The organism is Candidatus Nanosynbacter sp. HMT-352 (genome assembly GCF_022819385.1).
Taxonomy (GTDB): domain Bacteria; phylum Patescibacteriota; class Saccharimonadia; order Saccharimonadales; family Saccharimonadaceae; genus Nanosynbacter.
In genome coordinates this window covers 102,016-127,925 of record NZ_CP089290.1, presented here as the reverse complement: position 1 = coordinate 127,925, position 25,910 = coordinate 102,016, and the positions used below count along the sequence as shown (strand labels likewise).

Here is a 25,910-nt window from a genome sequence, read left to right as displayed (position 1 = left end):
TTCCATACCTGACAGTTTGACGATGTCTTATGGCGACGTAAAAAACCAGCGAATTTCATCCAGGAAAGACATTAAAATAAAGCACGGCAACCATAAATTTACTTTCTCGGCCAATGGATTTGAAAGTTATACTACAGAAATAAATATTAACAAAAACGAGAAGAAAAACATCATATTCGCCTTAGAACCTATTACAGATGAAGCTAAAAAAGAATATGCAAAAGACAAGTACACTGATATCAAGGAGGGTATAGCTGGTAAAAAAGGTAAAGAAGCTACTCGTCAATTGGAAAATAAAAATCCCGCTATCAAATCTTTACCTATCCACAGCAGAGATTTCTATATATTTCCATGTGACAGATATCGATCTGGAGGAGATAAGACTATAGGAATATGTATAACAGTAACGGACTATTTTAACCGCTCTCAAATTGACGAGGCGTTTGCCAAGCTAAAAGAAAAGGGAATAAATCAAGAAGACTATGACATCAAAGTCAATAATCACATCTGGCCAACAGAGAAAGAGAAGTCTACAGGAGCTGCAGTTCAATGTAGAGGCTCGAATCCTGACTGGTGCTACACCTACAGAGATATTTAGCTCTTAAGCGGCATAATAATGTGCGTATAATCAGGATTTTTTACCTGCTCGCGAATTACGCACGGCGACAATTTGCCATTAAATGAGAATACAATTTCATCCGCGTCAATAATATTCAAAACCTCCGTTAGGTAGCGTGAATTAAGCGTTACTTGACCGTCTGCGGATATTTTGGCTGTTGCCTCTGATGTGTTCTCGCCAAGCTCAGACGCAATCGAATGAATAGAAAGTAGGGAATTTTCCTCTGATGCGGTAATTGTAATTCCACCACCAGATTCACGCGCGAATAACGCCGCAATTTTCGTAACTCGACTAAAATCAGACTTCTTAATAACAATCTCAGTTTTAGCGGTTGCCGGAATTAATTGGCGATAATCAGGGAATTTCCCGTCAATTAATCGGCTAACAATTTCCATATCTCCCGTCTTAAAACAAACTTGAGAATCGTCAAAAAGAACCGTAATTTTCTTCTCATCGCCGACGCTCTTACTGACCTCCGCCAGAGTAGAAGCGGGAATAATGGCTGACACTTCATTATCTGACTTTATTAGACGCTTTTCTGCCAGCCTGTAGCCATCAGTAGCGGCTAAGTATAGCGATCCTTCATAATTATGCCAATAAACTCCCGTAAGAACTGCTCGCGTGACGTCAGAGCTGACAGCCAACTTCGTTTGGACTATGGCTTTCTTAAGATCCTCAACGTCAATTTCATATTGTATAGCGGTTTTTTCATCAATTGTAGGCAGCTCAGGATATTCATCAGCCACCACGCCATTGATAACTGATGAGAATTTTCCTGAAGTTATATGCAAATGTTCGTTTTTAGTTTCAAGTTCCACCGGGCCGCTTGGTAGGTTTGTGATGAACTCTGATACCAATCGAGCAGGGATTGTAATAGATCCATGATCTTCAATTTTCGCACCAATGTATTGAGTAGAAGCAATTTCCAAATTTGTTCCAGCAATCAATAATCTTCCTCCATCAGTGCGAAGTAAAATATTATTCAATATTGGCAGTTCATTACGACTTGATGCGATATCTTTGATTAGATTAAGTGCTTTTGCAAGTTTTTCTTGGGTGACTGATACTTTCATTATACTTTCCTTAATTTTTAATTAGTCTTAATAGTAATAGGTGCTGTGGAAACTGGGTAAAAAATGTGTTCAAACAGGGGTAGAGTGGCGATAAAATAGGTGGAAAACTCTGTGTGCTATTTGTGGACTTTATAGTGGATATTTGTGTATTATTCCACTGTCTGCTGACTTGTCGTTTTCTTTCCACAGATCTGTGTGTTGGTAAGTCACCGCAAAAACACAACATCTGCACAGCTTTTCCACAATTAATGAACATATAATTTATCCTTAATGTCGTTAATTTGCTCGCGAATACTGACGTTGGTAAGACTTTCCTTAGTAATTTTTTCAATTGAATGCATAGCGGTTGTGTGGTCTTTTCGTCCAAGTTCTTGGGCAATTTTCGGAAAACTCATTTTCAGCTCACTACGTAGAAGAAACATCGCAATTTGCCTTGGCATGGCTATAAATTTATCTCGCCTGGATGAGCACATATCTTTTACATCAATATTATAATAGCGCGCCGTTTTATCAATTATTTGTTTGGCGGTTATATGTTGCGGTCTATTACGTTTAATATCTCCCAAAATTCCCTCAGCCGCCGCTAAATCAGGAGTGAAATTCTGCATTTCCGCATAAGCAAGCAGTCGATTCAAAGCACCTTCCAGCTCGCGAATGTTCGTCTTAAAGTTGGTCGCTAGATATTCTACGACATCGGAATCTAGTTCAGTGTTACTGAGTTCAGCTTTTGCTTTAACGATAGCGCAACGAGTTTCATAATCGGGCATCTGAATATCAATCGCCATACCCCATTCAAATCGACTACGCAAACGATCGGTTAGAGTAGGAATACTTTTTGGCGGTTTATCTGAGCTAATAATGATTTGCTTATTGTTCTGATGAAGATCGTTAAATGTATGGAAAAATTCGTCCTGAGTTTTTTCTTTTCCAGCGATAAATTGCATATCATCGACAATCAATACATCGACATTGCGATATTTATCAGAAAAACCTTTTTTCTTGAAACGAATAGAATCCAGAAACTCATTAACAAACGTTTCCGTAGTAATGTAAAGCACGCGCGCCGAAGGTTGTTTTTTAACTATCTCGTTACCAACAGCTTGCATTAAGTGAGTTTTACCAAGTCCAGAACCTCCGTAAAGATAGAGCGGATTATATTTTTCTCCTGGATGTGCGGCGACCGCTTGGCAAGCGGCATAGGCCAAATCGTTACTTGAGCCAACGATGAAGTTGTCAAAGGTATACCTGGGATTAAGATTACTAGAATGGGATTTCCTCGATGGTAAAATCAGCGGCTTCGCTGTTTCTTGTTGTCCACTTTTATCAACTTCACGATTAACACGCGGTTTTTTATTGCTAGATTCGACGTTATAAGAAATAGACGGGGCATTAATGCCGTTGTGAGCCAGGGCTTCCAATATTTGCGGATGAAATCGCTTTTCAAGTTGGGTTCTAGCAAAAATATTCGGCGCAATTATAAGAACTTCTTTGTCGGAAATTATTTCCAATTTGGTATTTTTAAACCACGCAGTAAACGACGAAGACGATACAGTTACTTCAATCTCACCTAAAACACCCTGCCAAACCGCATGACTATCCACGAAAATTACTCCCTCAAATCCTGTTAACTATCTTTACTATAGCAAATAAGGGGAGTTTTCCACAAGTATAAACGGAGTAGAAAGGTTACTATTCAAAACAGGGGTGGAGTTTTCCACAATTAAAATTCTCATCTGTTAAAATTGTGGAAAAATATACGTCGATAGTGGAAAAGTCATTGTCGACTTGCAAAAAGTACTGAAAGAATATATACTATTCATTGATATGCCAAAGCGAACATTTCAACCACACACCCGACACCGCGCAAAGACACACGGTTTTAGGGCACGAGTTTCTACCAAGGCTGGTAGGATGGTTTTGAAGCGCCGCCGCCTAAAGGGCCGCGCTAAAATTGCTATTTAATTGATAGCTAAAAATTATCCCGTCGATGAAGGCGGGATTTTTTGATATAATTGTAAAATATGTTACAACAATGTAATCGGTTTCATGGTCATGGCAGCCTTAAGTTTGTCTATAAAAACGGACAAGCGGTTCGTTCGTCTATAGCCACGATAAAATATGTGAAAAATCCGTATCGAAATCACAGCAGGTTTGCGGTTGTTGTTAGTAAAAAAGTTCTAAAGTCAGCGGTGCGTCGGAATCGTATACGTCGACGTGTTTATGAAATTATTCGCTTGGAGATGCCTAATATGAAAAATGACCAAGATGTGGCTGTTATTATATTTTCGGCGGAAGTTTTATCGATGCCACATAAAGACTTGAAGCAGACGATAAAGAATCTTTTCTCTCAAGCTAAACTGTATAAATAGGCGCTTTTTTGCTATAATTAAGACATGAGTTTTTTTGATGAGTTTATTGTTCGACCGATTTTAAATTTGCTAATGGCTATCTATAGTCTGATTCCGGATTTTGGTGTTAGCGTCATTATCTTTACGATTATTGTAAGACTTTTACTTTGGCCACTAATTAAGAAGCAACTTCATCAGGCAAAGGCGATGCGTAAAATGCAGCCAGAGCTTGTAAAGATCAAAAAACAGTACGCAAAAAATCCGCAAATGCGTAACTTAGCGATGGTGGAACTTTATAAAAAACATAACGTCAGTGCCTTTGGTTCAATTGGCGTTATGATTATTCAGCTGCCAATTTTGATTGCGATGTATCGAGTGGTGCAGATTTTCGTTTCTAGCCGCGCCGACTTAGGAAAATATGTTTATGATTTTATGAAAAATCTGCCGGTTGCTAATAATTTAGTAAATAATCCAGATCAATTTAATCAGAATTTCCTGGGAATTATAGATTTGACACAACACGCGATATCAAAGAATGGAATTGTTGTTGGCTTGGTTATTTTGGCGGCAGTTGCGGCATATTTGCAATATTTAACTTCAAAACAATTATCACCTCAATCCGACAGTAATCGTAAGTTGCGTGACATTTTAGCTGAGGCTGGCGATGGAAAAGAGGCAGATCAGGCAGAAGTAAATGCTATTATGACGCGAAAAATGATGAAATTTATGCCAGTAATGATGTTCTTTGTGATTGTGTATTTGCCGGCAGCTTTGGCGCTTTATTTGACGACAGCTAGCGCCGTGGGATATCTCCAGAACTATATCATCTTCAAGCAAGACTCTAAAGAAATGCAAGAAATTGCAGATAAAAAATCATCTCAAAAATCTAAAGCATCGACAAAAATCGACAAACGTGTTAAAAAGGCTACAGAGGCTAGGATAACTCGGATCAAGGCTAAGGATTAAGGAGGATTTATGGACCAAATTGAAACGGTTGAATTTGTAAAAAAATATTTAGAGGATTTGCTAACGTTCTTTGACTTGAATCTGGAAGTTTCAGTAAAAATCGAAGATGGAATTGTTGTAGCTTCAATTCCACATAGCGAGCGAAGCAGTATTTTAATCGGCAGAAATGCGGAAACATTGCGTAGTATTCAGAATCTTTTGTCGACAGCGCTTCATCATAAAGAAGCGTCAACTGTTCGGGTGAATTTGGATATTGCGGACTATAAAAAGCAGCACGCTGAAAAAATTGCCGAAAAGGCGCGTGGTTGGATTGAGGAAGTTCGACGAACTGGTGAATCAAAGGTTGTGGATTTGAATGCTGCTGATCGCTGGACGGTGCATCACTTGGCTGGTGAATATAGCGATATTGATACGCATTCTGAGGGTGAAGGTCGCGAACGACGGCTGATTATTAGTCAGAAGAGTTCTTAGTGTCTTTAAAGACTATTCTGGAGTACAGAACGTAATTCCAAACGAGGCTGACTACCGTGGCGGCTAGTTTGCTAATCAATAGGGCAAGTGACTTATTTAATCCGAAGCCTATAAATATCGGCGTAATGATAGCTATAATAATTGTCTGAATTACCCATAAACCAAATAGTGTAACTGCGGTGAATAAAAGAAATTGTTTTTTCAAGTTTTGGGATGTTGACTTGAAAGTATATTTTTTATTTGCAAAAAATGAGAACAAAAAGGCAACTAATGTTGATATAAAATTAGCAAACTCTTTTGGGATATTTAAAAAGATTGTTAGGCTAAAAAGTATGCCAAAATCTAGTACTGTATTAGTACTGCCAACGATAAGAAATCTTAATTTATCGGCGTGTTTTTTTAATATTTCCTGCATGATACTCCTCTATTAAATATAGCGGTCTGTTTTTTGTCTCAATAAATATCCGTCCTACGTATTCGCCAATTATACCTAGGGATAATAGCTGAACTCCGCCGAGGAATAAGATAACTGCCATTAGCGAGGAATATCCAGCGCCAGTAGAAACTCCGAACAAAGGGCGAACTAAAAGATAAATAATCCAGACAAAAGCAATGAATGAAATGATAAATCCAAAAATAGTCGCCATTCGTAGCGGCGCGGTAGTAAAGCTGGTAATTCCGTCGATTGCTAAGTTGAGTAGTTTTCGGTAATTCCATTTGGTTTGACCAGCTAATCTGGGGTCGCGATCATAAAATATCTCTTTTTTCTTATATCCAATCCAGCTGAAAATCGCTTTTGTATTGCGCTGAGATTCGCGGAATTTTTGCAAAGCCTCAATGCACCGGCGATCCAGTAAGCGAAAATCTCCAGTATCGACCTGAATGGGAATGTTGGTCGATTTCTGCAATATTCTGTAATACCATTGGCTGGTTTTTTTCTTCAGCCAGGTTTCGCCTTGTCGGTTGTTGCGGCGAGCATAGACGTCATCGTAACCATCTTCCCAATACGAAATCATTTCCTGGATGAGCTCTGGCGGGTCTTGTAAATCTGCATCGATAATCACCAGAGCGTCACTTTTTATGTGGTCAATTCCAGCTATCATGGCAATTTCCTTACCGAAGTTTCGCGATAGATTTATATAGCTGATACGAGAATCTTTTTTTGATTGCTCGGCTATGATTGAAAAAGATTTATCGGTGCTGCCGTCGTTTATGAAGAGAAATTCGAATTGATAATCGGGCGTGTTTTTTGTAAATTCGTCCAAGCGCCTAAATAATTGCGACAAAACGGATTCTTCGTTGTAGACAGGAATGAGAAGAGTGATGGTTTTCATGGTATTAAATATATTATTTTATTCTGAAAAAATGCTTAAATTTTAATAAACCAGTTTGATTTGGTAGCGGTCCATCGTGAATAATATTTCGAATATAGTCGACGGAAACCTTACGATTTTTTTGAATATGAAGACGTTTTTTATAAGCTGCCGGTTTGTGAATAATTGATACTAAAGCGCCCTTGAATGCAGGCCAACCGTTGCCGTGGCGAATTGCGCTGGCAAAAATCAACCAATATGTCAGTAAAAATCGTATACCAATATGCCAAAATAGTTTACCCGGAACATTTTTAATGAAGATTAACGGCAAGTTTTTAAAAGTATTGTAGACAGCTAATCCGGGAACTTTTTTACTACTAGCGCCAACTTTATGATAAGCGATAGCCTTGGGCGTGAAGCGAACTTTCCAGCCTGCCAATTGTGCTCGGAAGCTTAAATCGACATCCTCATAATACATGAAGAAATCTTCATCAAACATATCTATATCATCAAATATTTTTGCACGATAAATAGCACCGCCGCCAGTCGCACCAAATACTTCTCCAGGCTTAGTTGGTGCGTTTTTTATGGGCTCATCACGGTTTCTTGGTCCAGGAAGTCCCCACATTGTGTAAAAATCTCCAGTTGTGTCGAGAGTCTTGCTATTGCGTCTTTGTAAGATTCCAGTCGCAATTCCACATTCTGGGTATTTTGATAATTGATAAATAAGAGCTTCACACCAGTTTCTATCAGCTATCGCATCCGGATTAAGTACTCCAATATATTCAAAGTTGTTTTTTAGGGCGTAGATTAATCCTGTATTAATTCCTCCCGCGAATCCTAGATTATCTGAGTTTTTGAGCAAAATAATCTTTTCTTTTTTATGCGACGATATATATTTTTCAAATACAGTAACAGAATTGTCGCTACTATTATTATCTACTATAATAATAGTAGGTTTTAGGGTTTGTTTTATTAATGAATCAACGCACTCTATGGCGTCGTCGGATCCGTTCCAATTAAGAACTATAATTGTAAGTCTATTCATAATGTTCTTTTTGTATTGTATAATAGGTGATGTATATTATGAAGTGGCTAGAGGTTTTTAATAGAAAAAACAGGATTCTCTTAAGAGAATTAGTTATTACGGATTTTAAATTGAGATATCAGGGCTCTGCTCTCGGATATGTATGGAGTGTTCTTAAGCCGCTTTTTCTATTTTCGATATTGTATGTAGTTTTTGATAAATTTTTAGGAGTAGGAAGGAATATAGAACATTTTCCAGTGTATTTATTGCTGGGGATAATTTTATGGAACTTCTTCGTAGAAGCAACTAATCAAGGACTAAACTCTATAGTAGGTCGAGGTGACCTACTTAGAAAGATTAATTTTCCTAAATATATTGTTGTAATTTCTGGAACTGTATCCTCATTGATAAATTTGCTATTTAATATGATAGTGGTGCTTTTATTTGTGTTAGTAAATGGAGTTCAATTATCATGGATGTCGCTATTAATCATACCACTAATAATTGAACTGTATATATTTGCTTTAGGGGTGGCTTTTTTCTTGTCCGCTCTTAATGTTAAGTCGCGAGATACTGGATATCTATGGGAGGTATTTACTCAAGCTGCATTTTATGCCACCCCTGTTATTTATCCAATGCAGATGGTTTCACAGAAGAGCAATTTTGCTGTTGATCTGTTGTTTCTTAATCCTGTTGCACAAATTATTCAAGATAGTAGATATGTGCTTATAACTAAAGATACGATGATTATGTGGAATAGATTGAACCCGCTAATGATGTCTGTACCGTTTTTAGCTATAGCTATAGTGGTTCTATTTGCAGTTTGGTATTTTAAGAAGCAGTCGAAGACATTTGCGGAGGAGATTTAGGATATATGAAGGATGTAGTTATAGAAGTTAACTCTCTTACTAAGACTTTTAAGATACCAACAGAGTCTAGCAACGGGATTAAACAGAAGACTATTAATTATATTAAAGGCAAAAAAGGCTACAGGGAATTTACGCCATTAAAAAATATATCTTTTGATATTAAAAAAGGTGAATTTTTTGGAATAGTAGGTAAAAATGGTTCAGGTAAGAGTACTCTGTTGAAGTCTATAGCTCAAATCTATTCTCCGACGGAAGGTTCAGTGCGAGTAAATGGATCTCTTGTCCCGTTCATCGAGCTGGGTGTTGGTTTTAATCCAGAATTAACAGGTAGAGAAAATGTATTTTTAAATGGAGCTTTACTGGGATTTAGTCATAAAGAGATGGAGCTGATGTATGATGATATTGTTGAATTCTCTGAGTTGGCAGATTTTATGGAAGAGAAGCTTAAGAATTACTCATCAGGGATGCAGGTTAGGTTAGCTTTCTCTGTAGCTATTAAAGCTCGTGGCGATATTTTAATGCTTGATGAAGTGTTGGCTGTAGGGGACGCGGCTTTTCAGCAGAAGTGTTTTGATTATTTTGAAAAAGTTAAACGTAGTAATCAGACTGTGGTTTTTGTGACGCATGATATGAACGCCGTGCGCAGATTTTGCTCGAGAGCCATGTATATAGAAAATGGAACGATAAAACATATTGGATCTCCTCAAGAAATTGCCGATATATATACGGAGGTTAATATGGATGCGGTTACTAGTGTAGAAGAAGAATCTCATGACGATTCAGTTAGTATGTCTGTTGATATACCTAGTAAAAAAAATTTTACGCAAGAAGACTCGATTGATATTGGCGTGACTGTAGATGGTATTGCTGAAGATGTTTTTGTGAATATATCCTTTGTGTACGGAGGGTTTGTATTTGCTGATCGCAATTGTAGAGACACTCCTAGTGACTTTATACAAAACAATAGGAGGGTTAATTTCAATCAGAGTTTGGATGGCTTTAATCCTGGCAAATATGATATTCATATGTCATTACACCGCAGGGCTGATGATGGCATAATTAAACATTTGCCACGAGCATTTTCGTTTATTATTACAGGTAAGGATGATTTTCGTGATGGTCCAATGAGAATAATGGGAAAGTGGAGTGTAAAGAAGAGGGGATAAAATCAGATGAAAAATAAGATTATAAAGAGTGCTAAATTTGTTGTTAGATCAACATTGCATCCGTCATACGGTAGTGAACAAGTAAGGTTGTTTCGCGATCGTAGATTTATTAATAAGAAACGATATGAAGATTATATTAAATGGTTTGATAAGCATAAAGTAACCGATGAGCAACTTAAGTTACAAAGAAAATATTCCAAGGAATTTAAGCAACGTCCATTGATTAGTATTTTGTTGCCGACATATAATACAAATCCAGTATATCTGCGTAGCTGTATTGACTCTGTCCTATCTCAGAGTTATGACAACTGGGAGTTGTGTATTTCTGATGATAATTCTACTAGCGATCAAACAAAGAGTGTTATAAACGAATATGTAGAAAAGTATAATAATATTAAGGCTACATTTCGTAAAGAAAATGGTCATATATCAAAGTCATCTAATACAGCTCTTTCGATGGCTAAGGGTGACTATATATCATTACTCGATCATGATGACATTTTACCTCCCAACGCCTTGTTTGAAGTGGTTGATGTTATAAATAAAAATCCTGACGTAGATCTTATTTATACGGATGAAGACAAGATTGATAGTGACGGTATTCATATAGAACCATTTTTTAAACCTGACTGGAGTCCTGATTTTATGAATTCATGTAACATGGTAACGCATTTTGCTACCATAAAAGCGGGTGTAATTAGAAGTGTTAATGGATTTACCGTCGGAACACATGGCGCGCAAGATTGGGATTTATTTTTGAAGATTTCTGCTAAAACTAATAACATTTATCATATTCCGAAAATTTTATATCATTGGCGTAAATCTGAGACATCTACTGCTATGAATGCTGATAGTAAACCATATGCTTATATAAATCAAAAGAATGTCCTTCGTATTAGTGTAAGGCAAAGAGGAGAAAATGCCTATATAGATTCTCATGTTGCGTTAGGATTTTGGCGTAAAAAATATGTAATTCCGACAAACCCGTTGGTGTCAATTATCATACCAACCAAGGATAATTTTAGATATATAAAAAAGTGCATAGATTCAATTATTGAAAATACTTCGTATCCATATTTTGAAATAATAATTGTAGATACGGGATCTATAGATTCTCGAGTAAATGATTTTTATGAAAAATTGATAGATAATAATAGCAATGTGCATGTTATTAAATACAAGAAGAAATTCAATTTTTCAGATGCATGTAACTATGGTGTAAATAATTCTAGTGGAGAATATCTGCTATTCCTTAATAATGATACAGAGGTTATTACTCACGACTGGATTCAGTCGTTGCTTGAGCATGCTCAGCGTCCAGAAGTAGGGATGGTTGGACCTAAGCTTATATTTGAGGATAAGACAATACAGCATGCTGGAATAGTCTTATCTGAAAGAGATATCGCATTCCATCCGTTTTATGGTCAGGATGAGCGTACAGATATATTTACGTATATTTATACCGCCAATATTCGTAACGTATCGGCAGTAACTGGTGCTTGTTGTATGGTTAGTCGTGATAAGTTCAATAAGGTGGGTGGATTTGATAATAAACTTCGTATAACGTATAACGATGTAGATCTTAACCTTAAATTACGCAAAGAAGGCTATTATAATGTCTACACTCCATACGCGGAGTTATTCCATTATGAGTCTAAGAGTGTTGGTCGCATAAACACGAGTGAGAGAGACACTAGTGAACTAGAGAGTGCTCAAAAAGAGATGCGTAAGAGATGGGGCGAATACTTGAAGAGGGATCCATTCTATAATGATAATTTTGAGCAATTTGGTCCGGGATATAGGTTACCCGAATAACGTTAACTATTAATTATTAAATAACCGCGACAGTACAACTTACTATCGCGGTTATTTATAATATTTACGATGTAAAGATATACGAGTTATTATGCTTAGTATATTCCTGATGATGTAGATATGTGGCTGGCCCATGATTGTTGACCGTCACCCCATCCGTGTACTTCGACGGTGTTATTAGTCGTACCTCTGTATTTGACATAATAGATGGTATCTTTTCCTCTTCCTTGCAAGTCGGCTGCCACTATGTCGTTTGATCCTATCACATAGCCAGATTCTGGGTAATTGCTTGCGGTGTGACGCACCCAGTTTTTTAATGAAGAATCCCACACGTGAAATTCGATAAGACCGCTCGTAGTATTATCGAATTTAACATATATAAATTCATCTTTTTTATCTCCATCAAGATCTGCCGCAATAACTCTTCCTGTGTCCATACTAGCTGAAGGGTGGTTTGTTGCTGTGTGTCTAAACCAACTAGTTCCATTATTACTCCACCCATGTACTTCAATCATGCCAGAATTAGTCTGCTCATAATTAATCAGATAATATTCGTCATTACCATCACCATCGGTATCTGCTGTTATAACTTCAGAAAATAGCGGATCAATAGGTCCGGCAGATGTTGCAGTGTGAGCTAGCCAACGCAATCCATCTTGAGTCCACGTATGAAACTCAACTCTACCACTTGCGGTTCCGTTATAGTCGACCTTTGTTAATACAGTATTTTTGCTATTGACTTTCCTTGATATAACCTTGCTGTACTGCTGATTAAAGGTGTATGAGTTTGTCGCTGTATGCTGAGACCATGCCTGTAAGTTACTATTGGCCCATGTGTGCATTTCGGCACATTTACTGCCAGTATTATTAGGGACGGATATAGTTAAGGTGTCATTATTTCCATTTATCCTAGTTGGTATAATTCTAGCGCCAGTTTCTACGTTAGGTATATTCTGTCCGTTTTTACAAGAGAATGAGCTGCTTGATCTTGTATCTCCAAACCAGTCTGTAAAGTAATTATAAAAGTTACGATTACCATAGGCGCTACACCCATCACCTACGCCATACCCAGATGACATAGCAGCGGCATTTGGTTGATATGGTGTATAGCTATAAAGAGCGGCGGTTGTCCAATTCTGAATATTTATGTTAGATCCTCCGCAAGCAGCATTCGGACTCCATTGAACGAAATTTACGCCTGTTGTATATGGTGAAAACCAATTAGGATTACGTGTTATTATGTAGTGAAAGTGTTTCGCTGCCCATTCTAGCTGGTTTTCTAGACCAAAATATTTACTATCACACGCGGCGGTGTCTGGGCATCCATAGCCAGTTGCGCTTTTGAACTGCCCACGAGTTGGCCACGTGTCAGTAACTAGGGCTTGCTCTTTTTGGAGCAAAACTATTAAAAGCTGTGGGTTTACATGATATTTTTGAGAGACATCAAAGATTAATTGAGCAGCGCTTCTTCCATCTTTTGTTTTATAATCACGGAGACATGTGTATGGAGGACTATGCCACCCTTTCGATGCGGCATACTGAGCGTGAGTTATATCGGGTCTTCCAAACTCACTGGCTGGTTTGGCGCCATTTGTATCACATTGGGGAACTTTACTATTTAAAAATAACTGAATTTGGCCTGCACTCATGGATACGTAATTTGTTGCTACGGCATCATCCATAATATTGCCTGGGTCAAAATCATTTAATACTGCAGATGCTGGTGTAGAAGATAATATCGTTCCTAAGCATATTGACGTAAGTAGGCCTAATTTTAATATTAATTTCTTCATATAGTTATTTCTCCTTCAGTATCTCCAGTCACGTTGTTGTCTTCATAATGAATGTTTATTGTCCATTTTCCAGGTGACAATTGAGATAACGGAACGTTAAATCCTTTACAGCTAGACGTACTTGGACCAGCTTGCAGCTCTACACTATTGGAATACGTTTGTCCGCTAGTATTGTGCATTGATAACGTACATCTTCCGCTTGATGATATAGTTTGGATTAAACTACGGATATAAAGTGTGTTTGAATCTTTATCGACTGTTGTAGTTGTTATACTTACTCCAACTGTTGGTTTTTTTCCGTTGGATGATGGAGTCGGTTCTGGCGAAGGATCGCTTCCTTGTAGTGTTTTAGATTTTTGACCTGATGACTCTTTTTCTGACTTATTGGATGCATCATTTAATGATCTTTTTTTTATGTCTTGACCAGCTGTTTTTTGTTCCTCGGTGGCTGTGTTAAATTGATTCTGGATGAAGGGCCAGAACTTAAATTTATAGGAAATTAAGCCATAGCCTGTTATAGACAATAGTATAATAGCTATCAGAATCAATACTTTATTTTTTTTATTTTGTTTTTTCTGTATTTTCATAATTGTTACCTAATCAACACTACTATAGCAGATATAGATAAAACGGTAAAGCTTTAAAAAGTTCTTTTATAGAATAAAATATCTCCATTATGTACAGTGACTTTATCGATTAGTTCGTAACAAGGTAGCTGTAGTGGCGTCGTAGATAATACACGAGTAACAGATTTTCCTATATGATTACTACAACTCAATTTTGCAATAAATACGTCCGGCTGAATAAGTGCGAGATCTTTATCTATGGTATCAGATAGAAGTATATGTGCATACCTGTTATAAATTGTCCTATCTTTTGATATTTTTGACCAGAAATCTTTATCAGGGTAAGTATTGACTCCCGTAATTGATTTTCTATTTGCCATTTGAGGGAAATTTTCTAGCACGCTTGTGCCAGACAATCCCCATATATCGTCACTAGACGAGGTAGAGATAATCTTTTTGGTTATAATATTATCGTTATATCCACTTCCTAGACCTCTATATAACGGCTGTATAGTTATTGTCGACATAATACATAAAGAAGAAAGCACTAACAGTCCGAGTTTTTTCTTTTTTATAAATATAAGAGCTAGTCCACCAGAAAGGCTTATTGCGGCTAATAATAATACGCGAAGATCTCCGGCAAAGTTACGATTGAACTTTACGACATATACGATGGTGCAGACGTAAATAATAATCACCATTGTTGAATATAGATATGGTAAATAGCGATATTGTGATGAAAATTTTATAGTATTGGCAAGCGTGTATATTAATGAAAAGATTCCTATAAAACCTAATCCAAGCTGCAATCTTGTTATCGGTACGAGATGCATCATGAAAGGCTTTGCTATTGAAGAGAATCCTGGAATAAATAAATGAGATATGAATATTAAGCAGGAGACAAAAATAGCAACCCCAACCCAATCTATAGTTTTATTTTTACGCCATTTGCTATATAAAATAAACAGTATGGGAATGATAAATGCAAAAGGCGTGATGATAAATGCAGACATTTCACTTTGATTAATGGATCCTTTACTTGGATCTATCGATGAAATGGATGCGTCATCCATAAGTCGGTATTGACTATAGCCAGTGAGACCGATTAGATCAGCCTGTGATGGAATTCCCGAATGTACGAATCGCGCCCCGGGATAATCTGTACCAGAAATGGCTTGTACGGCATCTATTCTGGTGATTAAAAATATACCAACTATGCCGATCGCTGCTAGAGCGGATCCTACTATGAATGCTGTATTTACATATAATATTTTTCGCACTTTTTTGGGTGTTTTTTTCCAAGTATTTATGTAATAGCCAATCGCCACTAGAAATACAGTGATGACAACAGGTATCTGAAAGGCTGGATACAATAGTAGGGCGAAGCTTACCATTGAATAGGTTAATAAAAGTGATAGTGCGAGATTCGATATTATATCACCATGTTTATATCTCTTTAAAAAAGGCAAAGGTTTATTTTCTATTAATTTCATTATTAATAGCAGTATGACAATTCCCCAGACGATACTCATTATAGTAATGGTTTGATACCACCAGAATATAAAAGGGGCAAAAGAGCCTATGATGGCGATAGATCCTGACAGCGCGTATTTATTGGGAAGAAATTTTAACGATAGAAAGTATATACTTAATAATAATGATGCCAATAATAGCCACCACTTAAAGGCAAAAGCAAACTCGAAAGGAACTATTAAAAAGGCAAGATTTTGAGGTCGGAATACTGTTGACCATTCTTTATATGGAGCATCGGACACAAGGCTCATATTCTTGCCAGAATTGCCAAAGTTCTTATTTATTAGTGGATATCCAGCTTCTTTTTGTGCAATTGTGAATTGTGTAACGACTAGCCACTCGTCGCTGCGAATAGGTCGAGCTTCGCCTGATATGAGATTAGATGATTTGCCATTAAGGAAAGAGTCATAATATAAGCCAAATGAAGATCCAGATATCTTAAATCCTGTCGCAAAAATTAGACAAAAGATAATAGTAGACGGGAAAATCCATTTTTTATACGAATCGTCTTTTAATTTTGTAAAAATAGAACGTAGAACTTGCATAACATTTATTAGTATACAATAAAAATAGCAAGTATAAAGATTGTGTTTTTTGAGAACAAGTCTAAAAAACGAAAAATAAAAAATGAGTAATGTGCTATAATTGTTGAAGGTAGTAAGAGTATAAGGAGGCTACGTAATGATAAATATTGCATCACCCGTTATAGAGGAAGAGGAGCGTCGGGCAGTAAATGAAGTTATAGAGTCAGGTATGCTGGCTCAGGGTCCGAAAGTCGCTGAACTTGAAGAGAGTTGGGCTAAATATTGTGGAGTGAAGCATGCTTTAGCTGTGAATAGCGGCACGGCTGCTATCCACTGTGCTTTATATGCAGCAGGAGTTGGTGAAGGCGATGAAGTTATCACTACGCCATATAGCTTTATTGCTACGATCAACCCTATACTAATGTTGGGTGCTCGACCAGTTCTTGTAGACATAGATGAGGAAACATTTAATATCGATGTTTCAAAAATAGAAGCAGCTATTACAGATAAGACTAAGGCTATAATCCCAGTTGATTTGTATGGTCAACCTTGCGATTGGAAGGAATTGCGAGAAATTGCAGATAAGCACGAACTAAAAATTATTGAAGATGCATGTCAGGCAATTGGCGCAGAATATGACGGCGTGAAAACTGGTGCCTTGGGTGATTTTGGATGTTTTTCACTGTATGCTACAAAGAATATTATGTGTGGTGAAGGTGGCGTTGTTACCACTAATAGCGATGATGCTGCGGCTGCTATTCGCTCATTCAGACAGCACGGAATGACTTCATCTTACGAGTACGCTGATTTGGGATATAACTATCGTATGTCAGACTTGCACGGTGCTATCGCCGTTGAGCAATTAAAGAAAGTAGAAAACTTTACGAATAGGCGACAGCATAACGCTAATATGTTAAATGAAGCGTTGGCTGGAATTGAAAAGATAGTCCTACCGAAGATTGCAAGCAACAGAAATCACGTATATCACCAATATACTATTTTACTAGATAAGAGTATACGAAGAGATGATTTTATAGCTAAATTAAGAGAAAAAGGAGTTGGTACTGGAGTTTATTATCCAAAACCGTTGCACGTATATCCACATATTTCAAAACTTGGGTATAAAGTGGGAGATTTTCCTGTTGCCGAAGATTTGGCTGCAAGAGTTGTGTCTTTGCCTGTTCATCCAAAAGTTACAGATGCTGATATTGAAGTAATTGCTAGCGCAATTAAGGAAGCTGTAAATGACTAATAATAAAGAAGGTAAAATAAGGGTTGCTGTCATTGGCACTGGAAATATGGGGCGCAATCATGTGCGTAATTATTTCATGCTTCCAGAATCTGAGCTAGTGGCAATAGCAGACGTTAATCCAGCCGCAAAATCGCTAGCTGACGAATACAAAACAAAATTCTTTACTGATTACAAGGAAATGCTTGAGAGAGTTCATCCAGATGCCGTGTCTGTGGTTGTGCCTACTCCATTTCATCTTGAAGTTGCAACTGAGGTGATGTCTCGAGGTATTAATTGTATGCTTGAAAAACCAATTGCATCTTCGGTGGAAGAGGCTGATAAGCTAATTGCTTGTGCTGAGGAAAATGGAGTTACGTTTACAGTTGGTCATATAGAGAGGTTTAATCCAGTTATTAAGAAGCTGAAGCAGATGATCGATGATAATGCTATAGGTGACATAACATCGGTAGTATGTAAGCGTGTTGGTGGTTTTCCTGCTGTCGAGCCAAAAACGGATGTGATTATTGACCTTGCAGTTCATGACGTTGATATAGTTAACTATCTATTAGGACAAAAACCTAAAGCTATTCATAGCCACGGATCGCGTACTCGTCATAGTAAAAAAATTGACTCAGCAGAAATATTAATGGATTATGGTAGAGCGTCAGGATTTATTCAGGCTAATTGGCTGACTCCAGTAAAAATTCGCACCATTGCACTGACTGGATCGTTAGGTTATCTAGAGGCTAATTATATAACACAGGAGCTTACATATTATAAACATAATATGAAAGAAATTCAGAAAGATGGATTTACTGAATTTGTTTTGCAAGTTGGTGATCCAGAAAAGCGTGTGATAAAAGTTGATTTTGAAGAGCCTTTAGCTGCTGAATTGAAAGCTTTTATGGCTAAATCTATGGGCAGGACGGCATCAATTGTTGATCCGGTAGATGCGCGCGAAGCGTTAAAAATATCATTAGAGGCTGTTGCGCCTTTTGACGTTAAATAGGAGGATAATATGAAAAGAATTTTAGTAACAGGTGCTGGTGGATCGCCTTCTGCAAACTTTATTCGATCCCTTAGAGCTGCGGATGAAGAATATTACATTGTTGGCACAGATGCTGATAAATATTATTTACAGCGTGCTGAAGTTGATGTTAAATATCTAGCACCGTTGGCAAACGACCCAAAGTACATTGATTTTTTGAATTACATTATAGAGAAGGAAAATATTGAGTTTGTACACGCTCAAAACGATGTTGAGGTTGGGTTTTTGAGCGAGAATCGAGAGAAAATTAAAGCCAAAACATTCTTTCCAGCCAAAGAAACCGTTAAGATCCTTCAAGATAAGTTTGAGTCGTTTAAACTATGGGAAAAGGCCGGTATTAAAGTTCCTAAGACTAAACTAATTGAAGGTAAAGATACTGATTTAGATGCTCTATTAGAGGAGATGGGTGGATCTATGTGGATTCGCGCAATATCAGGAGCTGGTGGTCGTGGATCTCTTCCAGTTCACGATGTTAAGACTGCTAAGAACTGGTTAGATTTCCAAGAGAAAAATGGCTCTTGGTCTGGTAATTTTACAGCATCAGAATTGCTTGAACCAGAGACGGTTACTTGGATGTCGTTGTGGAAAGATGGCGAGTTAGTTGTTGCCCAGGGACGCAAGCGCTTATATTGGGAGTTGTCAAAAATTTCTCCATCAGGTGTTACTGGTGCTACTGGAACGGGATTAACTTACTCGGATGCTGAACTTGATGATATTGCTCGTAGGGCTGTGTTGGCTGTTGATAGTAGACCAGATGGTCTATTTGGTGTGGATATGGCTTACGACAAAAATGGTGTACCAAATCCAACGGAAATTAATATTGGCCGATTCTTTACGACTCACGAATTCTTTACACAAGCGGGTCTTAATATGCCTGAAATGTTTGTTAAGCTTGGCTATGGTGAAGAGATTCCTGCGATTGATAATAACACCAATCCTCTACCAGACGGTCTAGTATGGATTCGAGGAATGGACTTCCGACCAGTTTTGTCGGATATGGGAGTTGTAGAAGAGAGTGTTGCTCAGCGTGATCGTATCCTTAAGGAAATATCATAGGTGAAAATTCTCGTTACTGGTGCATCTGGTTTTGTTGGCAGGCGTTTTTTGGAAATGGCGCCTGCCAGCTGGGAGATAATTTGTTTAGGCAGATCTAATATTGATTATGATGATGTTAAGTGGGTTGAATGCGACTTGTCTAGTAAGGAGAGCTCAAAGATAGCTGCTGATGTATTGGCTGATAAAGAGTTTGACGTTATAGTTCATTTGGCGGCTTTTGTACCAAAAAAATCTATCGAAGACAGTTTAGAGAAGTGCAAGGAAGGTAATATAGATGGGACTATTAATCTTCTAACGTATTTTGGTAAAAAGGCAAAAAAGATTATTATCGGCAGTACTGTAGAAGCTTATGATAAAACAAAAATTAATGGTCCGATTACGGAAGATAATGTCGTGTCTGGTAGTTCATATTATAGTTCCACTAAGATAGCTAGCGAAGTAATTGCTCAATCATTTGCGCAAAAAAATAATAAAGAGCTTACCATTCTGCGATTTTCAATAATGTATGGCGGATATGACCCAATTGCTAGAGCTATCCCTAATTTCATTAGAGCGGCTAAGTCTGGAGATAATCTGACTATCAATGGTCCACTAGTTCTTCGCGACTATGTACATATTGACGATGTAGCTAGTAGTATTATATGTGCAGTTAATTCGGCGGGTGCTGGAGTGGTCAATATTGGGACGGGTAGGGGAGTCTCTATTAAAGAAACAGCGGAGTCAATTATTAAAAGTATGCGATCTAGTAGCTGTATAAATATTATGTCCGATAGCGGTGGTTGCGATATAGTGATTGATATATCAAAGGCAGAGAGTCTACTTGATTATCATCCTAAAGTGTTCTTTCCAGATAAAATTAAGGAGATGGGTGATCTCTATGAAAATTGCAAATAGAAATATATTTATAGATTTTGACGGTACTTTGGTCGATATTGCTCCTCGTCATTATAGAGTATATAAGAAGTGTGTCGAAAAAATGGGCGGCACACCTCTTGATCGGAAGAAATATTGGGAATTGAAACGTGATAATATTTCCTGGAATGAATTATTGCCGATGAGTGGACTTGAGGTAAATAATAGGGATGATTATCTCAAATTATTTATTGATCGCATAGAATTGTTGGAAGAATTGTATAGAGATGAGCTTTTTGTGGATAGCTTGTCTACGCTAAAAAAGCTATCCTCGAATGGTAATAAGCTATACTTACTTAGTTTAAGGCGAAATTCAGACGCTCTAGATAAGCAGATTGAAAAGTTGGGGATTGGGCGCTTTTTTGAGAAAATTTTATCAGGACATAGCGACACAAAAGAAGGCACATTATTAAAAAAGGCAGATATAGTTAAGCAAACAATAGATAATCCCGAAGACTCTATTATTATTGGAGATACTGAAGCTGATGTTGCTGCGGCTCAGCAGCTCAATGCGACCAGTATTGCTCTTTTGAGTGGAATTCGTAGTAAGGAGTTCTTGAAATCAATGGAGCCAGACTATTTAGTTGACGGTATTGGTGACGTGGCTAACATTAATCTTTAATCTGGTAGCCTATTTCTTAAAGTTATTATTTTCGTTGGATACATCGATTGTAAGGGCTGTCAACGTTAGCTGTATTCCTAGTATAAACGGCAGTACAGCTAGCATTACGCTGCCTGCGGTTGGTGATTGGTGGGCGAATAACTTAACGTATAACAGAAATATAGCCAATAATAGCGATATTATTAAGAAAAACATACCTGTAAATAAGAATAGTGCTACGGGATGAAAACCGTATAATACATATTTGTAATAAATCCTGCGCCAGAATCCTTTCCATACAGCCTTTAGATTTCTCCAGGCTGTCGGGATTAGTTTGATGGTTGATTTTTCGTCGCCGTAATGTGCTGGTACAGCATGGTCAATGACTTTAGCGTTAGCTATCGACAGAGCAGTCAGCATACTAGTTTCGTAATCATAACGTTTTTCTACTATAGAAAAATCGACTTTTTCGATTATTTCACGACGTAGCCAACCGCACCCGTTAGTGATGTCTGTAATAGAATAATACCCAGTAGAAAATTTGGTGAGTAGAGATATGAATATGTTTCCAAATTGGCGATATTTTGGCATAGTCTTGAAGGCTTCTCGATGGAAAAACCTACTTGCTTTTACGTAGTCTGCTGATTGATCTATGAAATCATCCAGCATTGCCTTTAGATATGATGAATCAAACTGATCATCTCCTGCGACTATACCGATAGCTGTTGCTTTAGTATTTTTTATCGCATAATCATATCCAGCGATAAGAGCTCCTCCGACACCTTGATTTACCTTATTATCAACAATAATAAGTTTGCTATATTGTTTTTTTAGTTTTTTCAAGACTCCAATAGTGTTATCAGTGCTAGCATCATTAACGGCTATAATGTGGTCTATGTATTCTGGTATTTTCTTTATTGTTTGAGTGATCATTTTCTCTTCGTTATAACAAGGTATAACGACTGCGGTCTCTAGTTTTCTGTACATATAATCAATTATACTACAATCGTATATGCATTATGAACGAATATGATATTCTTAATAAAGATAATATGAAAAATGGTATATTTTTAAAAATCTTTTTATTTCTTGTTGTAGGCGGTATTACGCTGCTAATAGATGCGTCAATATCGTATATTTTATATCACAATATACATTTGCCGGCTTTTTTAGCTAGTAGTATTGGCTTTTTGTCGGGATTTGTTTTTAACTTTCCTGCGAATCGTAAGAAAGTTTTTAATCATAGTCAATATGATAGATTCTCTTTAAGGTCGCAAATTATTCTCTATGCACTACTTAGTATTTTCAATATGGTGGCAACTTCAGTAATTATTGCTACATTAGTAAACTCTAACATACTGGATATCCAATGGGCGAAAGTTATAGTGACTGCAGTATTTGCAATTTGGAACTTTCTGGTTTTTAATTTATTTATTTTTTCAAAGGATAATGACAAAAATGTGGAATAAAAAATGGCTTATTCTAACTAGGGATGATTTAACTAAGAATACTGTATATAACACCCTCGGCTATGACAGAGCTGTGGTTGTGAATGTGGACGGATTGTCTACGAACGATGTCATCAGTGCTTGTAGGAGTTTATAGATATTTGCCGTACCCAGATTTTTTTAATGGTTCGGCAAGTATTTCTAACTGCTCCCTGGAAATCCAACCGTTTTGAAAGGCGGTTGCCTCGGGTGATCCGACTATTTGTCCAGTCCTTGTTTGGATTACACGTACAAAATCTTCGGCATCGGTTAAGCTATTTATCGTGCCAGTATCAAGCCATACATCACCGTTATCTAAAGTCTGCACTTTGAGTTTTTTGCGATTTAGATATTCAGCATTTACGGATGTTATTTCCAGTTCTCCTCGGTCGGATGGCTTTACATTTTTAGCAATATCTACTACGTCATTGTCATAAAAATATAAGCCGACAACTGCGAAGTGGGATTTTGGATGCACTGGTTTTTCCTCGATGGAAACAGCTTGATTATTCTCGTTAAATTCAACCACTCCATAGCGTTCAGGATCAAGCACTTTATATGCAAATACAATGCCGCCGTCGGGGTCTGTGCATTCTTGTAGTGAATTATCAAGGGCGGCTCCGTAGAATATATTGTCGCCAAGTATTAATGCCACTTTATCATTGCCGATAAAGTTTTCGCCGATAATAAAAGCTTGTGCTAGACCGTCTGGTGTAGGTTGAACAGCGTATTCTAAATTTATGCCCCACTGCGCGCCATCACCAAGAAGTTTCTTGAAGCCGTTTTGATCGTCTGGAGTAGTGATTATTAAAATATCACGAATTCCTGCTTGCATTAACGTGGTTAGCGGATAGTAAATCATCGGTTTATCATAAATGGGCATCAACTGTTTACTTATGGCTTTTGTAATTGGCCATAGACGCGTACCCGAGCCACCCGCTAAAATTATTCCCTTCATCATATTCTCCTTTGTGTTGTATGATTATATATCTATGATTCGACAGTATCAAGGTTAAACGGTTTTGATATTAATGGAGGTTGTATTTTTTAGGCGTTATTTGAGATGTATTGCCTTAGATCTTCCTCCCAGTTACGGCTTTGAAATCCTGTAGAGTGTAGTTTATCTAGGCTCATATCACTATTGAGCGGTCGTGGCGCAACCCCCGGCTTGTTGGCAAAATATTCTGCGGTAGTTGTATTAGAAACGATTAAGTCTTTATGATTAGATAATTCAAATATTTTTCTAGTAATGTCTGCCCAAGAAGCGAGTGGTCCGTCATTTGTCGCATTGTAAGTTCCGAATGGAGCTTTAGTTGACAATAAATGATCTATAATACGTACTAGCTCACTGGTGAATGTTAAGCGACCTATTTGGTCATTAACAACGGTTGGCGAGATGTTTTTTTCCGCCAATCCTAGCATGGTGCGGACAAAATTTTTGCCTTCACCAATTACCCATGTGGATCGAAGTAGATAGAAGCGGTCTAATTGCTCAACTAATAGATCTCCCGCAGCCTTGCTCTGACCATAGACGCTAAGCGGGCTAAGTGGCTCGTCCTCTGTGTGGGGTTTTTGGGTTCCGTCGAATACGTAATCGCTGGAAATGTGAACCATTGTCATATCATATTTTCGGCATACTCGAGTAAGGTTAGACACCGCAGACGCATTAACCTTCCAAGACGCTACGCGACCTTCTTCGGTTTCTGCTCCATCGACATTAGTAAAGGCAGCAGCGTTAAGTACAATATCAATGTTGGACCAGTCGAAAGACTCAACTGATTCTAAGTCTGTGATATCAAGAGTATCAATGTCAGCAGATTTGGCATTAGGGTATTGTCTTTGTAGGGCTAATCCTAGTTGTCCGTTAGCACCAATAATGAAAATTTTATTATCGTCCATAATTTTATACCTCCATAGGAATTACATTACTTAATAGTGGATGTGCAGCGTCTTTTTCGGAAATAATTGCTTGATCCTTATTGATTGGCCAGTTGATCTTTAGTTCTGGATCAAATAAATTAACAAAAGTATATTTAGCATCCGGGAACCAATGAGCGTCAACTAGATATGTGTAGGCTACATTATCATCAAGTGTTTGATAGCCGTTAGCTACGCCTTTAGGAACGAAAATTGCCGTACCCGGATTAATCTCGTGGGTAAATACTTGCCCAAAGCTATCTCCTTTACGGAGGTCACACCAGGCACCGAAAACGCGACCGTTAGCAGTTGAAATGAATTTGTTCCAAGGCTCAGCATGAAGTCCACGAGTGGCGCCAGTTTCGTCATTGAAACTGATATTGTTTTGTACGATATTAAACGATGGTAAGCCTAAGGTTTCCATTTTTTCTTTTTGATAATTCTCTTTGAACCAGCCGCGATTGTCGCCATGTACGGGTAATTTAATAACAAATAACCCTGGAATTGACGATTCAGTAACTGTAAGTTCATTGTAATCAGTCGGGTCAAACATAATTATTGTCCTTGTTTTGCATAAGCTGCTTCAACGGCGTCTTTTTGGGCGCGCCACCAGTCTTCGTGTTCGCGATACCAGTTAATAGTTTGCATTAATCCATCGTGCATACCGGTTTTATTATCTGTGTATTGCGGTTGCCATCCTAACTCGCGGCGTAACTTGCTGGAGTCCATTGCGTAGCGCATATCATGACCTGGACGATCGTTAACATGCTCGTACCAATCTTTACCTTTGCCCATTAGTTCACAAATCAATTCAATCACCATCTTATTATTAACATGATCATTATCTGCGCCAATGATGTAGGTTTCTCCTAGAACGCCTTTTTCTAGGATTAAATGAACCGCTGAGTTATGATCATCAACATGAATCCAGTCGCGTACTTGTTCGCCGGTACCATAAAGTTTTGGCTTGATATCACTTAAAATATTGGTAATCTGACGCGGAATAAACTTTTCAATGTGTTGGTATGGCCCGTAATTGTTAGAGCAGTTTGAGATAGTTGCTTTAATACCAAAACTACGAATCCAGGCACGAACTAGCATGTCGCTGGAAGCTTTAGTACTAGAGTAGGGGCTGGAAGGCTTGTATGGAGTATCCTCTGTGAAGCGATTTGGATCATCAAGCTCTAGATCACCAAAAACCTCATCAGTTGAGATGTGATGTAGTCTCTTATCATGTTTTCGAATAGCTTCTAGGATGGTATATGTTCCAATTATATTTGTTTCAACAAATGGCCATGGATTACGCAGAGAATTGTCGTTGTGACTTTCGGCAGCGAAGTGTACAACTATGTCATTTTCAGCGACTAATTTGTCTATTAATTCGGCGTCACAAATATCGCCCTCTACGAATGTAATTTGGTCGGCTACAGTTTCCAAATTAGCACGATTTCCGGCGTAGGTTAATTTGTCAATAACAGTGACTTCATATTCTGGCTTGTGTTTTACGGTGTAATGCACAAAATTCGAGCCAATGAATCCCGCGCCTCCCGTGACTAGCATCTTTGTCATAAGTAT

25 protein-coding genes and 1 pseudogene are annotated in these 25,910 nt (G+C 37.7%); 14 read left to right on the top strand and 12 right to left on the bottom strand.

The features are described 5' to 3' along the window. Window positions 1–22: 22 nt before the first annotated feature. The gene (locus LRM44_RS00655) at window positions 23–598 is read left to right on the top strand and encodes a peptidase associated/transthyretin-like domain-containing protein (protein WP_243804104.1); all 576 of its coding nucleotides are present in this window, start codon (window positions 23–25) and stop codon (window positions 596–598) included. Here LRM44_RS00655 and dnaN read toward each other — a convergent pair. Continuing rightward, on the bottom strand, window positions 595–1,692 hold the full coding sequence (dnaN, locus tag LRM44_RS00650; protein WP_243804102.1) for a DNA polymerase III subunit beta: 1,098 nt from the start codon (window positions 1,690–1,692) through the stop codon (window positions 595–597). The genes LRM44_RS00655 and dnaN overlap by 4 nt on opposite strands. A gap of 245 nt (window positions 1,693–1,937) precedes the next feature. Then, window positions 1,938–3,293 (bottom strand): chromosomal replication initiator protein DnaA, encoded by a 1,356-nt coding sequence (gene dnaA / locus LRM44_RS00645; protein ID WP_129743847.1) that lies wholly within the window; start codon window positions 3,291–3,293, stop codon window positions 1,938–1,940. Between the two features lie 223 nt (window positions 3,294–3,516). Here dnaA and rpmH point away from each other — a divergent pair, with 223 nt between their 5' ends. The 4 genes from rpmH to LRM44_RS00625 are packed head-to-tail and all read left to right on the top strand — an operon-like array spanning window position 3,517 to window position 5,477. After that, window positions 3,517–3,654 (top strand): 50S ribosomal protein L34, encoded by a 138-nt coding sequence (rpmH, locus tag LRM44_RS00640; protein WP_129635430.1) that lies wholly within the window; start codon window positions 3,517–3,519, stop codon window positions 3,652–3,654. A 59-nt stretch (window positions 3,655–3,713) separates the two neighbouring features. Beyond that, complete coding sequence (gene rnpA, locus LRM44_RS00635) at window positions 3,714–4,061, top strand: ribonuclease P protein component (protein WP_243804100.1); 348 nt, start codon at window positions 3,714–3,716, stop codon at window positions 4,059–4,061. Window positions 4,062–4,085: 24 nt separating this feature from the next. Next, on the top strand, window positions 4,086–5,006 hold the full coding sequence (locus LRM44_RS00630) for a YidC/Oxa1 family membrane protein insertase (RefSeq protein ID WP_243804098.1): 921 nt from the start codon (window positions 4,086–4,088) through the stop codon (window positions 5,004–5,006). 9 nt (window positions 5,007–5,015) lie between these two features. Then, window positions 5,016–5,477, top strand: coding sequence for a Jag family protein (locus LRM44_RS00625; RefSeq protein WP_129636891.1), 462 nt, complete (start codon window positions 5,016–5,018; stop codon window positions 5,475–5,477). Here the strand turns inward: LRM44_RS00625 and LRM44_RS00620 are convergent. Genes LRM44_RS00620 through LRM44_RS00610 form a run of 3 tightly spaced genes read right to left on the bottom strand, consistent with a single transcriptional unit; the run spans window position 5,458 to window position 7,838 of the window. Next, on the bottom strand, window positions 5,458–5,892 hold the full coding sequence (locus tag LRM44_RS00620; RefSeq protein ID WP_243804096.1) for a GtrA family protein: 435 nt from the start codon (window positions 5,890–5,892) through the stop codon (window positions 5,458–5,460). The genes LRM44_RS00625 and LRM44_RS00620 overlap by 20 nt on opposite strands. Then, window positions 5,861–6,811: a glycosyltransferase family 2 protein gene (locus tag LRM44_RS00615; protein ID WP_243804094.1), complete on the bottom strand. Its 951-nt coding sequence runs from the start codon at window positions 6,809–6,811 to the stop codon at window positions 5,861–5,863. The genes LRM44_RS00620 and LRM44_RS00615 overlap by 32 nt, the downstream gene beginning before the upstream one ends. A 13-nt stretch (window positions 6,812–6,824) precedes the next feature. After that, on the bottom strand, window positions 6,825–7,838 hold the full coding sequence (locus LRM44_RS00610) for a glycosyltransferase family 2 protein (RefSeq protein ID WP_243804093.1): 1,014 nt from the start codon (window positions 7,836–7,838) through the stop codon (window positions 6,825–6,827). Window positions 7,839–7,876: 38 nt separating this feature from the next. Between LRM44_RS00610 and LRM44_RS00605 the strand changes: the two genes are divergently transcribed. From LRM44_RS00605 to LRM44_RS00595, 3 genes are read left to right on the top strand one after another with little or no spacing between them, the layout of a single operon-like run. Beyond that, window positions 7,877–8,686 (top strand): ABC transporter permease, encoded by an 810-nt coding sequence (locus tag LRM44_RS00605; RefSeq protein WP_243804091.1) that lies wholly within the window; start codon window positions 7,877–7,879, stop codon window positions 8,684–8,686. A gap of 5 nt (window positions 8,687–8,691) precedes the next feature. Then, window positions 8,692–9,852, top strand: coding sequence for an ABC transporter ATP-binding protein (locus LRM44_RS00600; protein WP_243804089.1), 1,161 nt, complete (start codon window positions 8,692–8,694; stop codon window positions 9,850–9,852). Window positions 9,853–9,858: 6 nt separating this feature from the next. After that, window positions 9,859–11,667 carry a glycosyltransferase family 2 protein gene (locus LRM44_RS00595; RefSeq protein WP_243804087.1) on the top strand — a complete coding sequence of 603 codons (1,809 nt, stop codon included), beginning with the start codon at window positions 9,859–9,861 and terminating at the stop codon, window positions 11,665–11,667. Window positions 11,668–11,762: 95 nt separating this feature from the next. Here the strand turns inward: LRM44_RS00595 and LRM44_RS00590 are convergent, their stop codons facing one another. Genes LRM44_RS00590 through LRM44_RS00580 form a run of 3 tightly spaced genes read right to left on the bottom strand, consistent with a single transcriptional unit; the run spans window position 11,763 to window position 16,104 of the window. After that, the gene (locus LRM44_RS00590; protein ID WP_243804085.1) at window positions 11,763–13,460 is read right to left on the bottom strand and encodes an FG-GAP repeat domain-containing protein; all 1,698 of its coding nucleotides are present in this window, start codon (window positions 13,458–13,460) and stop codon (window positions 11,763–11,765) included. Continuing rightward, window positions 13,457–14,047: a hypothetical protein gene (locus LRM44_RS00585; protein WP_243804083.1), complete on the bottom strand. Its 591-nt coding sequence runs from the start codon at window positions 14,045–14,047 to the stop codon at window positions 13,457–13,459. Before LRM44_RS00585 ends, LRM44_RS00590 begins: the two co-directional genes overlap by 4 nt. Before the next feature lie 53 nt (window positions 14,048–14,100). Further along, window positions 14,101–16,104, bottom strand: a complete 2,004-nt coding sequence (locus LRM44_RS00580; protein WP_243804081.1) for a DUF7657 domain-containing protein — start codon at window positions 16,102–16,104, stop codon at window positions 14,101–14,103. A gap of 136 nt (window positions 16,105–16,240) precedes the next feature. On the opposite strand from LRM44_RS00580, the gene LRM44_RS00575 reads away from it, so the two are divergent. From LRM44_RS00575 to LRM44_RS00555, 5 genes are read left to right on the top strand one after another with little or no spacing between them, the layout of a single operon-like run. After that, complete coding sequence (locus LRM44_RS00575) at window positions 16,241–17,335, top strand: DegT/DnrJ/EryC1/StrS family aminotransferase (protein WP_243804079.1); 1,095 nt, start codon at window positions 16,241–16,243, stop codon at window positions 17,333–17,335. Next, a complete protein-coding gene (locus LRM44_RS00570; protein ID WP_243804077.1) occupies window positions 17,328–18,323 on the top strand; it encodes a Gfo/Idh/MocA family protein in 996 nt (331 codons plus the stop codon). The genes LRM44_RS00575 and LRM44_RS00570 overlap by 8 nt, the downstream gene beginning before the upstream one ends. Before the next feature lie 9 nt (window positions 18,324–18,332). Beyond that, window positions 18,333–19,418, top strand: coding sequence for an ATP-grasp domain-containing protein (locus LRM44_RS00565; RefSeq protein ID WP_243804075.1), 1,086 nt, complete (start codon window positions 18,333–18,335; stop codon window positions 19,416–19,418). Then, window positions 19,419–20,312, top strand: coding sequence for an NAD-dependent epimerase/dehydratase family protein (locus tag LRM44_RS00560; RefSeq protein WP_243804072.1), 894 nt, complete (start codon window positions 19,419–19,421; stop codon window positions 20,310–20,312). Further along, entirely contained in the window at window positions 20,296–20,952 is a 657-nt protein-coding gene (locus LRM44_RS00555; protein WP_243804070.1) for an HAD family hydrolase, read from the top strand. The genes LRM44_RS00560 and LRM44_RS00555 overlap by 17 nt, the downstream gene beginning before the upstream one ends. A 9-nt stretch (window positions 20,953–20,961) precedes the next feature. On the opposite strand, the gene LRM44_RS00550 is transcribed toward LRM44_RS00555, so the two are convergent. After that, window positions 20,962–21,918 (bottom strand): glycosyltransferase family 2 protein, encoded by a 957-nt coding sequence (locus tag LRM44_RS00550; RefSeq protein ID WP_243804067.1) that lies wholly within the window; start codon window positions 21,916–21,918, stop codon window positions 20,962–20,964. A gap of 32 nt (window positions 21,919–21,950) precedes the next feature. Here LRM44_RS00550 and LRM44_RS00545 point away from each other — a divergent pair, with 32 nt between their 5' ends. Then, window positions 21,951–22,400: a GtrA family protein gene (locus tag LRM44_RS00545; protein WP_243804065.1), complete on the top strand. Its 450-nt coding sequence runs from the start codon at window positions 21,951–21,953 to the stop codon at window positions 22,398–22,400. Between the two features lie 130 nt (window positions 22,401–22,530). Here LRM44_RS00545 and rfbA read toward each other — a convergent pair whose 3' ends face one another. The 3 genes and pseudogenes from rfbA to rfbB form a co-directional block, all read right to left on the bottom strand. Continuing rightward, entirely contained in the window at window positions 22,531–23,376 is an 846-nt protein-coding gene (gene rfbA / locus LRM44_RS00540) for a glucose-1-phosphate thymidylyltransferase RfbA (protein ID WP_243804466.1), read from the bottom strand. Window positions 23,377–23,465: 89 nt separating this feature from the next. Further along, window positions 23,466–24,888, bottom strand: a pseudogene (locus LRM44_RS04190) (sugar nucleotide-binding protein). Window positions 24,889–24,890: 2 nt separating this feature from the next. Beyond that, on the bottom strand, window positions 24,891–25,904 hold the full coding sequence (gene rfbB / locus LRM44_RS00525; RefSeq protein ID WP_243804058.1) for a dTDP-glucose 4,6-dehydratase: 1,014 nt from the start codon (window positions 25,902–25,904) through the stop codon (window positions 24,891–24,893). Between the last annotated feature and the right edge of the window lie 6 nt (window positions 25,905–25,910).

What these genes read in the sequence shown, in the direction of transcription:
- LRM44_RS00655 (WP_243804104.1), top strand. Translation starts at nt 23, where the DNA reads ATGTCTTATGGCGACGTAAAAAACCAGCGAATTTCATCCAGGAAAGAC.
- dnaN (WP_243804102.1), bottom strand. Translation starts at nt 1,692, where the DNA reads ATGAAAGTATCAGTCACCCAAGAAAAACTTGCAAAAGCACTTAATCTA.
- rpmH (WP_129635430.1), top strand. Translation starts at nt 3,517, where the DNA reads ATGCCAAAGCGAACATTTCAACCACACACCCGACACCGCGCAAAGACA.
- rnpA (WP_243804100.1), top strand. Translation starts at nt 3,714, where the DNA reads ATGTTACAACAATGTAATCGGTTTCATGGTCATGGCAGCCTTAAGTTT.
- LRM44_RS00630 (WP_243804098.1), top strand. Translation starts at nt 4,086, where the DNA reads ATGAGTTTTTTTGATGAGTTTATTGTTCGACCGATTTTAAATTTGCTA.
- LRM44_RS00625 (WP_129636891.1), top strand. Translation starts at nt 5,016, where the DNA reads ATGGACCAAATTGAAACGGTTGAATTTGTAAAAAAATATTTAGAGGAT.
- LRM44_RS00620 (WP_243804096.1), bottom strand. Translation starts at nt 5,892, where the DNA reads ATGCAGGAAATATTAAAAAAACACGCCGATAAATTAAGATTTCTTATC.
- LRM44_RS00615 (WP_243804094.1), bottom strand. Translation starts at nt 6,811, where the DNA reads ATGAAAACCATCACTCTTCTCATTCCTGTCTACAACGAAGAATCCGTT.
- LRM44_RS00610 (WP_243804093.1), bottom strand. Translation starts at nt 7,838, where the DNA reads ATGAATAGACTTACAATTATAGTTCTTAATTGGAACGGATCCGACGAC.
- LRM44_RS00605 (WP_243804091.1), top strand. Translation starts at nt 7,877, where the DNA reads ATGAAGTGGCTAGAGGTTTTTAATAGAAAAAACAGGATTCTCTTAAGA.
- LRM44_RS00600 (WP_243804089.1), top strand. Translation starts at nt 8,692, where the DNA reads ATGAAGGATGTAGTTATAGAAGTTAACTCTCTTACTAAGACTTTTAAG.
- LRM44_RS00595 (WP_243804087.1), top strand. Translation starts at nt 9,859, where the DNA reads ATGAAAAATAAGATTATAAAGAGTGCTAAATTTGTTGTTAGATCAACA.
- LRM44_RS00590 (WP_243804085.1), bottom strand. Translation starts at nt 13,460, where the DNA reads ATGAAGAAATTAATATTAAAATTAGGCCTACTTACGTCAATATGCTTA.
- LRM44_RS00585 (WP_243804083.1), bottom strand. Translation starts at nt 14,047, where the DNA reads ATGAAAATACAGAAAAAACAAAATAAAAAAAATAAAGTATTGATTCTG.
- LRM44_RS00580 (WP_243804081.1), bottom strand. Translation starts at nt 16,104, where the DNA reads ATGCAAGTTCTACGTTCTATTTTTACAAAATTAAAAGACGATTCGTAT.
- LRM44_RS00575 (WP_243804079.1), top strand. Translation starts at nt 16,241, where the DNA reads ATGATAAATATTGCATCACCCGTTATAGAGGAAGAGGAGCGTCGGGCA.
- LRM44_RS00570 (WP_243804077.1), top strand. Translation starts at nt 17,328, where the DNA reads ATGACTAATAATAAAGAAGGTAAAATAAGGGTTGCTGTCATTGGCACT.
- LRM44_RS00565 (WP_243804075.1), top strand. Translation starts at nt 18,333, where the DNA reads ATGAAAAGAATTTTAGTAACAGGTGCTGGTGGATCGCCTTCTGCAAAC.
- LRM44_RS00555 (WP_243804070.1), top strand. Translation starts at nt 20,296, where the DNA reads ATGAAAATTGCAAATAGAAATATATTTATAGATTTTGACGGTACTTTG.
- LRM44_RS00550 (WP_243804067.1), bottom strand. Translation starts at nt 21,918, where the DNA reads ATGTACAGAAAACTAGAGACCGCAGTCGTTATACCTTGTTATAACGAA.
- LRM44_RS00545 (WP_243804065.1), top strand. Translation starts at nt 21,951, where the DNA reads ATGAACGAATATGATATTCTTAATAAAGATAATATGAAAAATGGTATA.
- rfbA (WP_243804466.1), bottom strand. Translation starts at nt 23,376, where the DNA reads ATGAAGGGAATAATTTTAGCGGGTGGCTCGGGTACGCGTCTATGGCCA.
- rfbB (WP_243804058.1), bottom strand. Translation starts at nt 25,904, where the DNA reads ATGACAAAGATGCTAGTCACGGGAGGCGCGGGATTCATTGGCTCGAAT.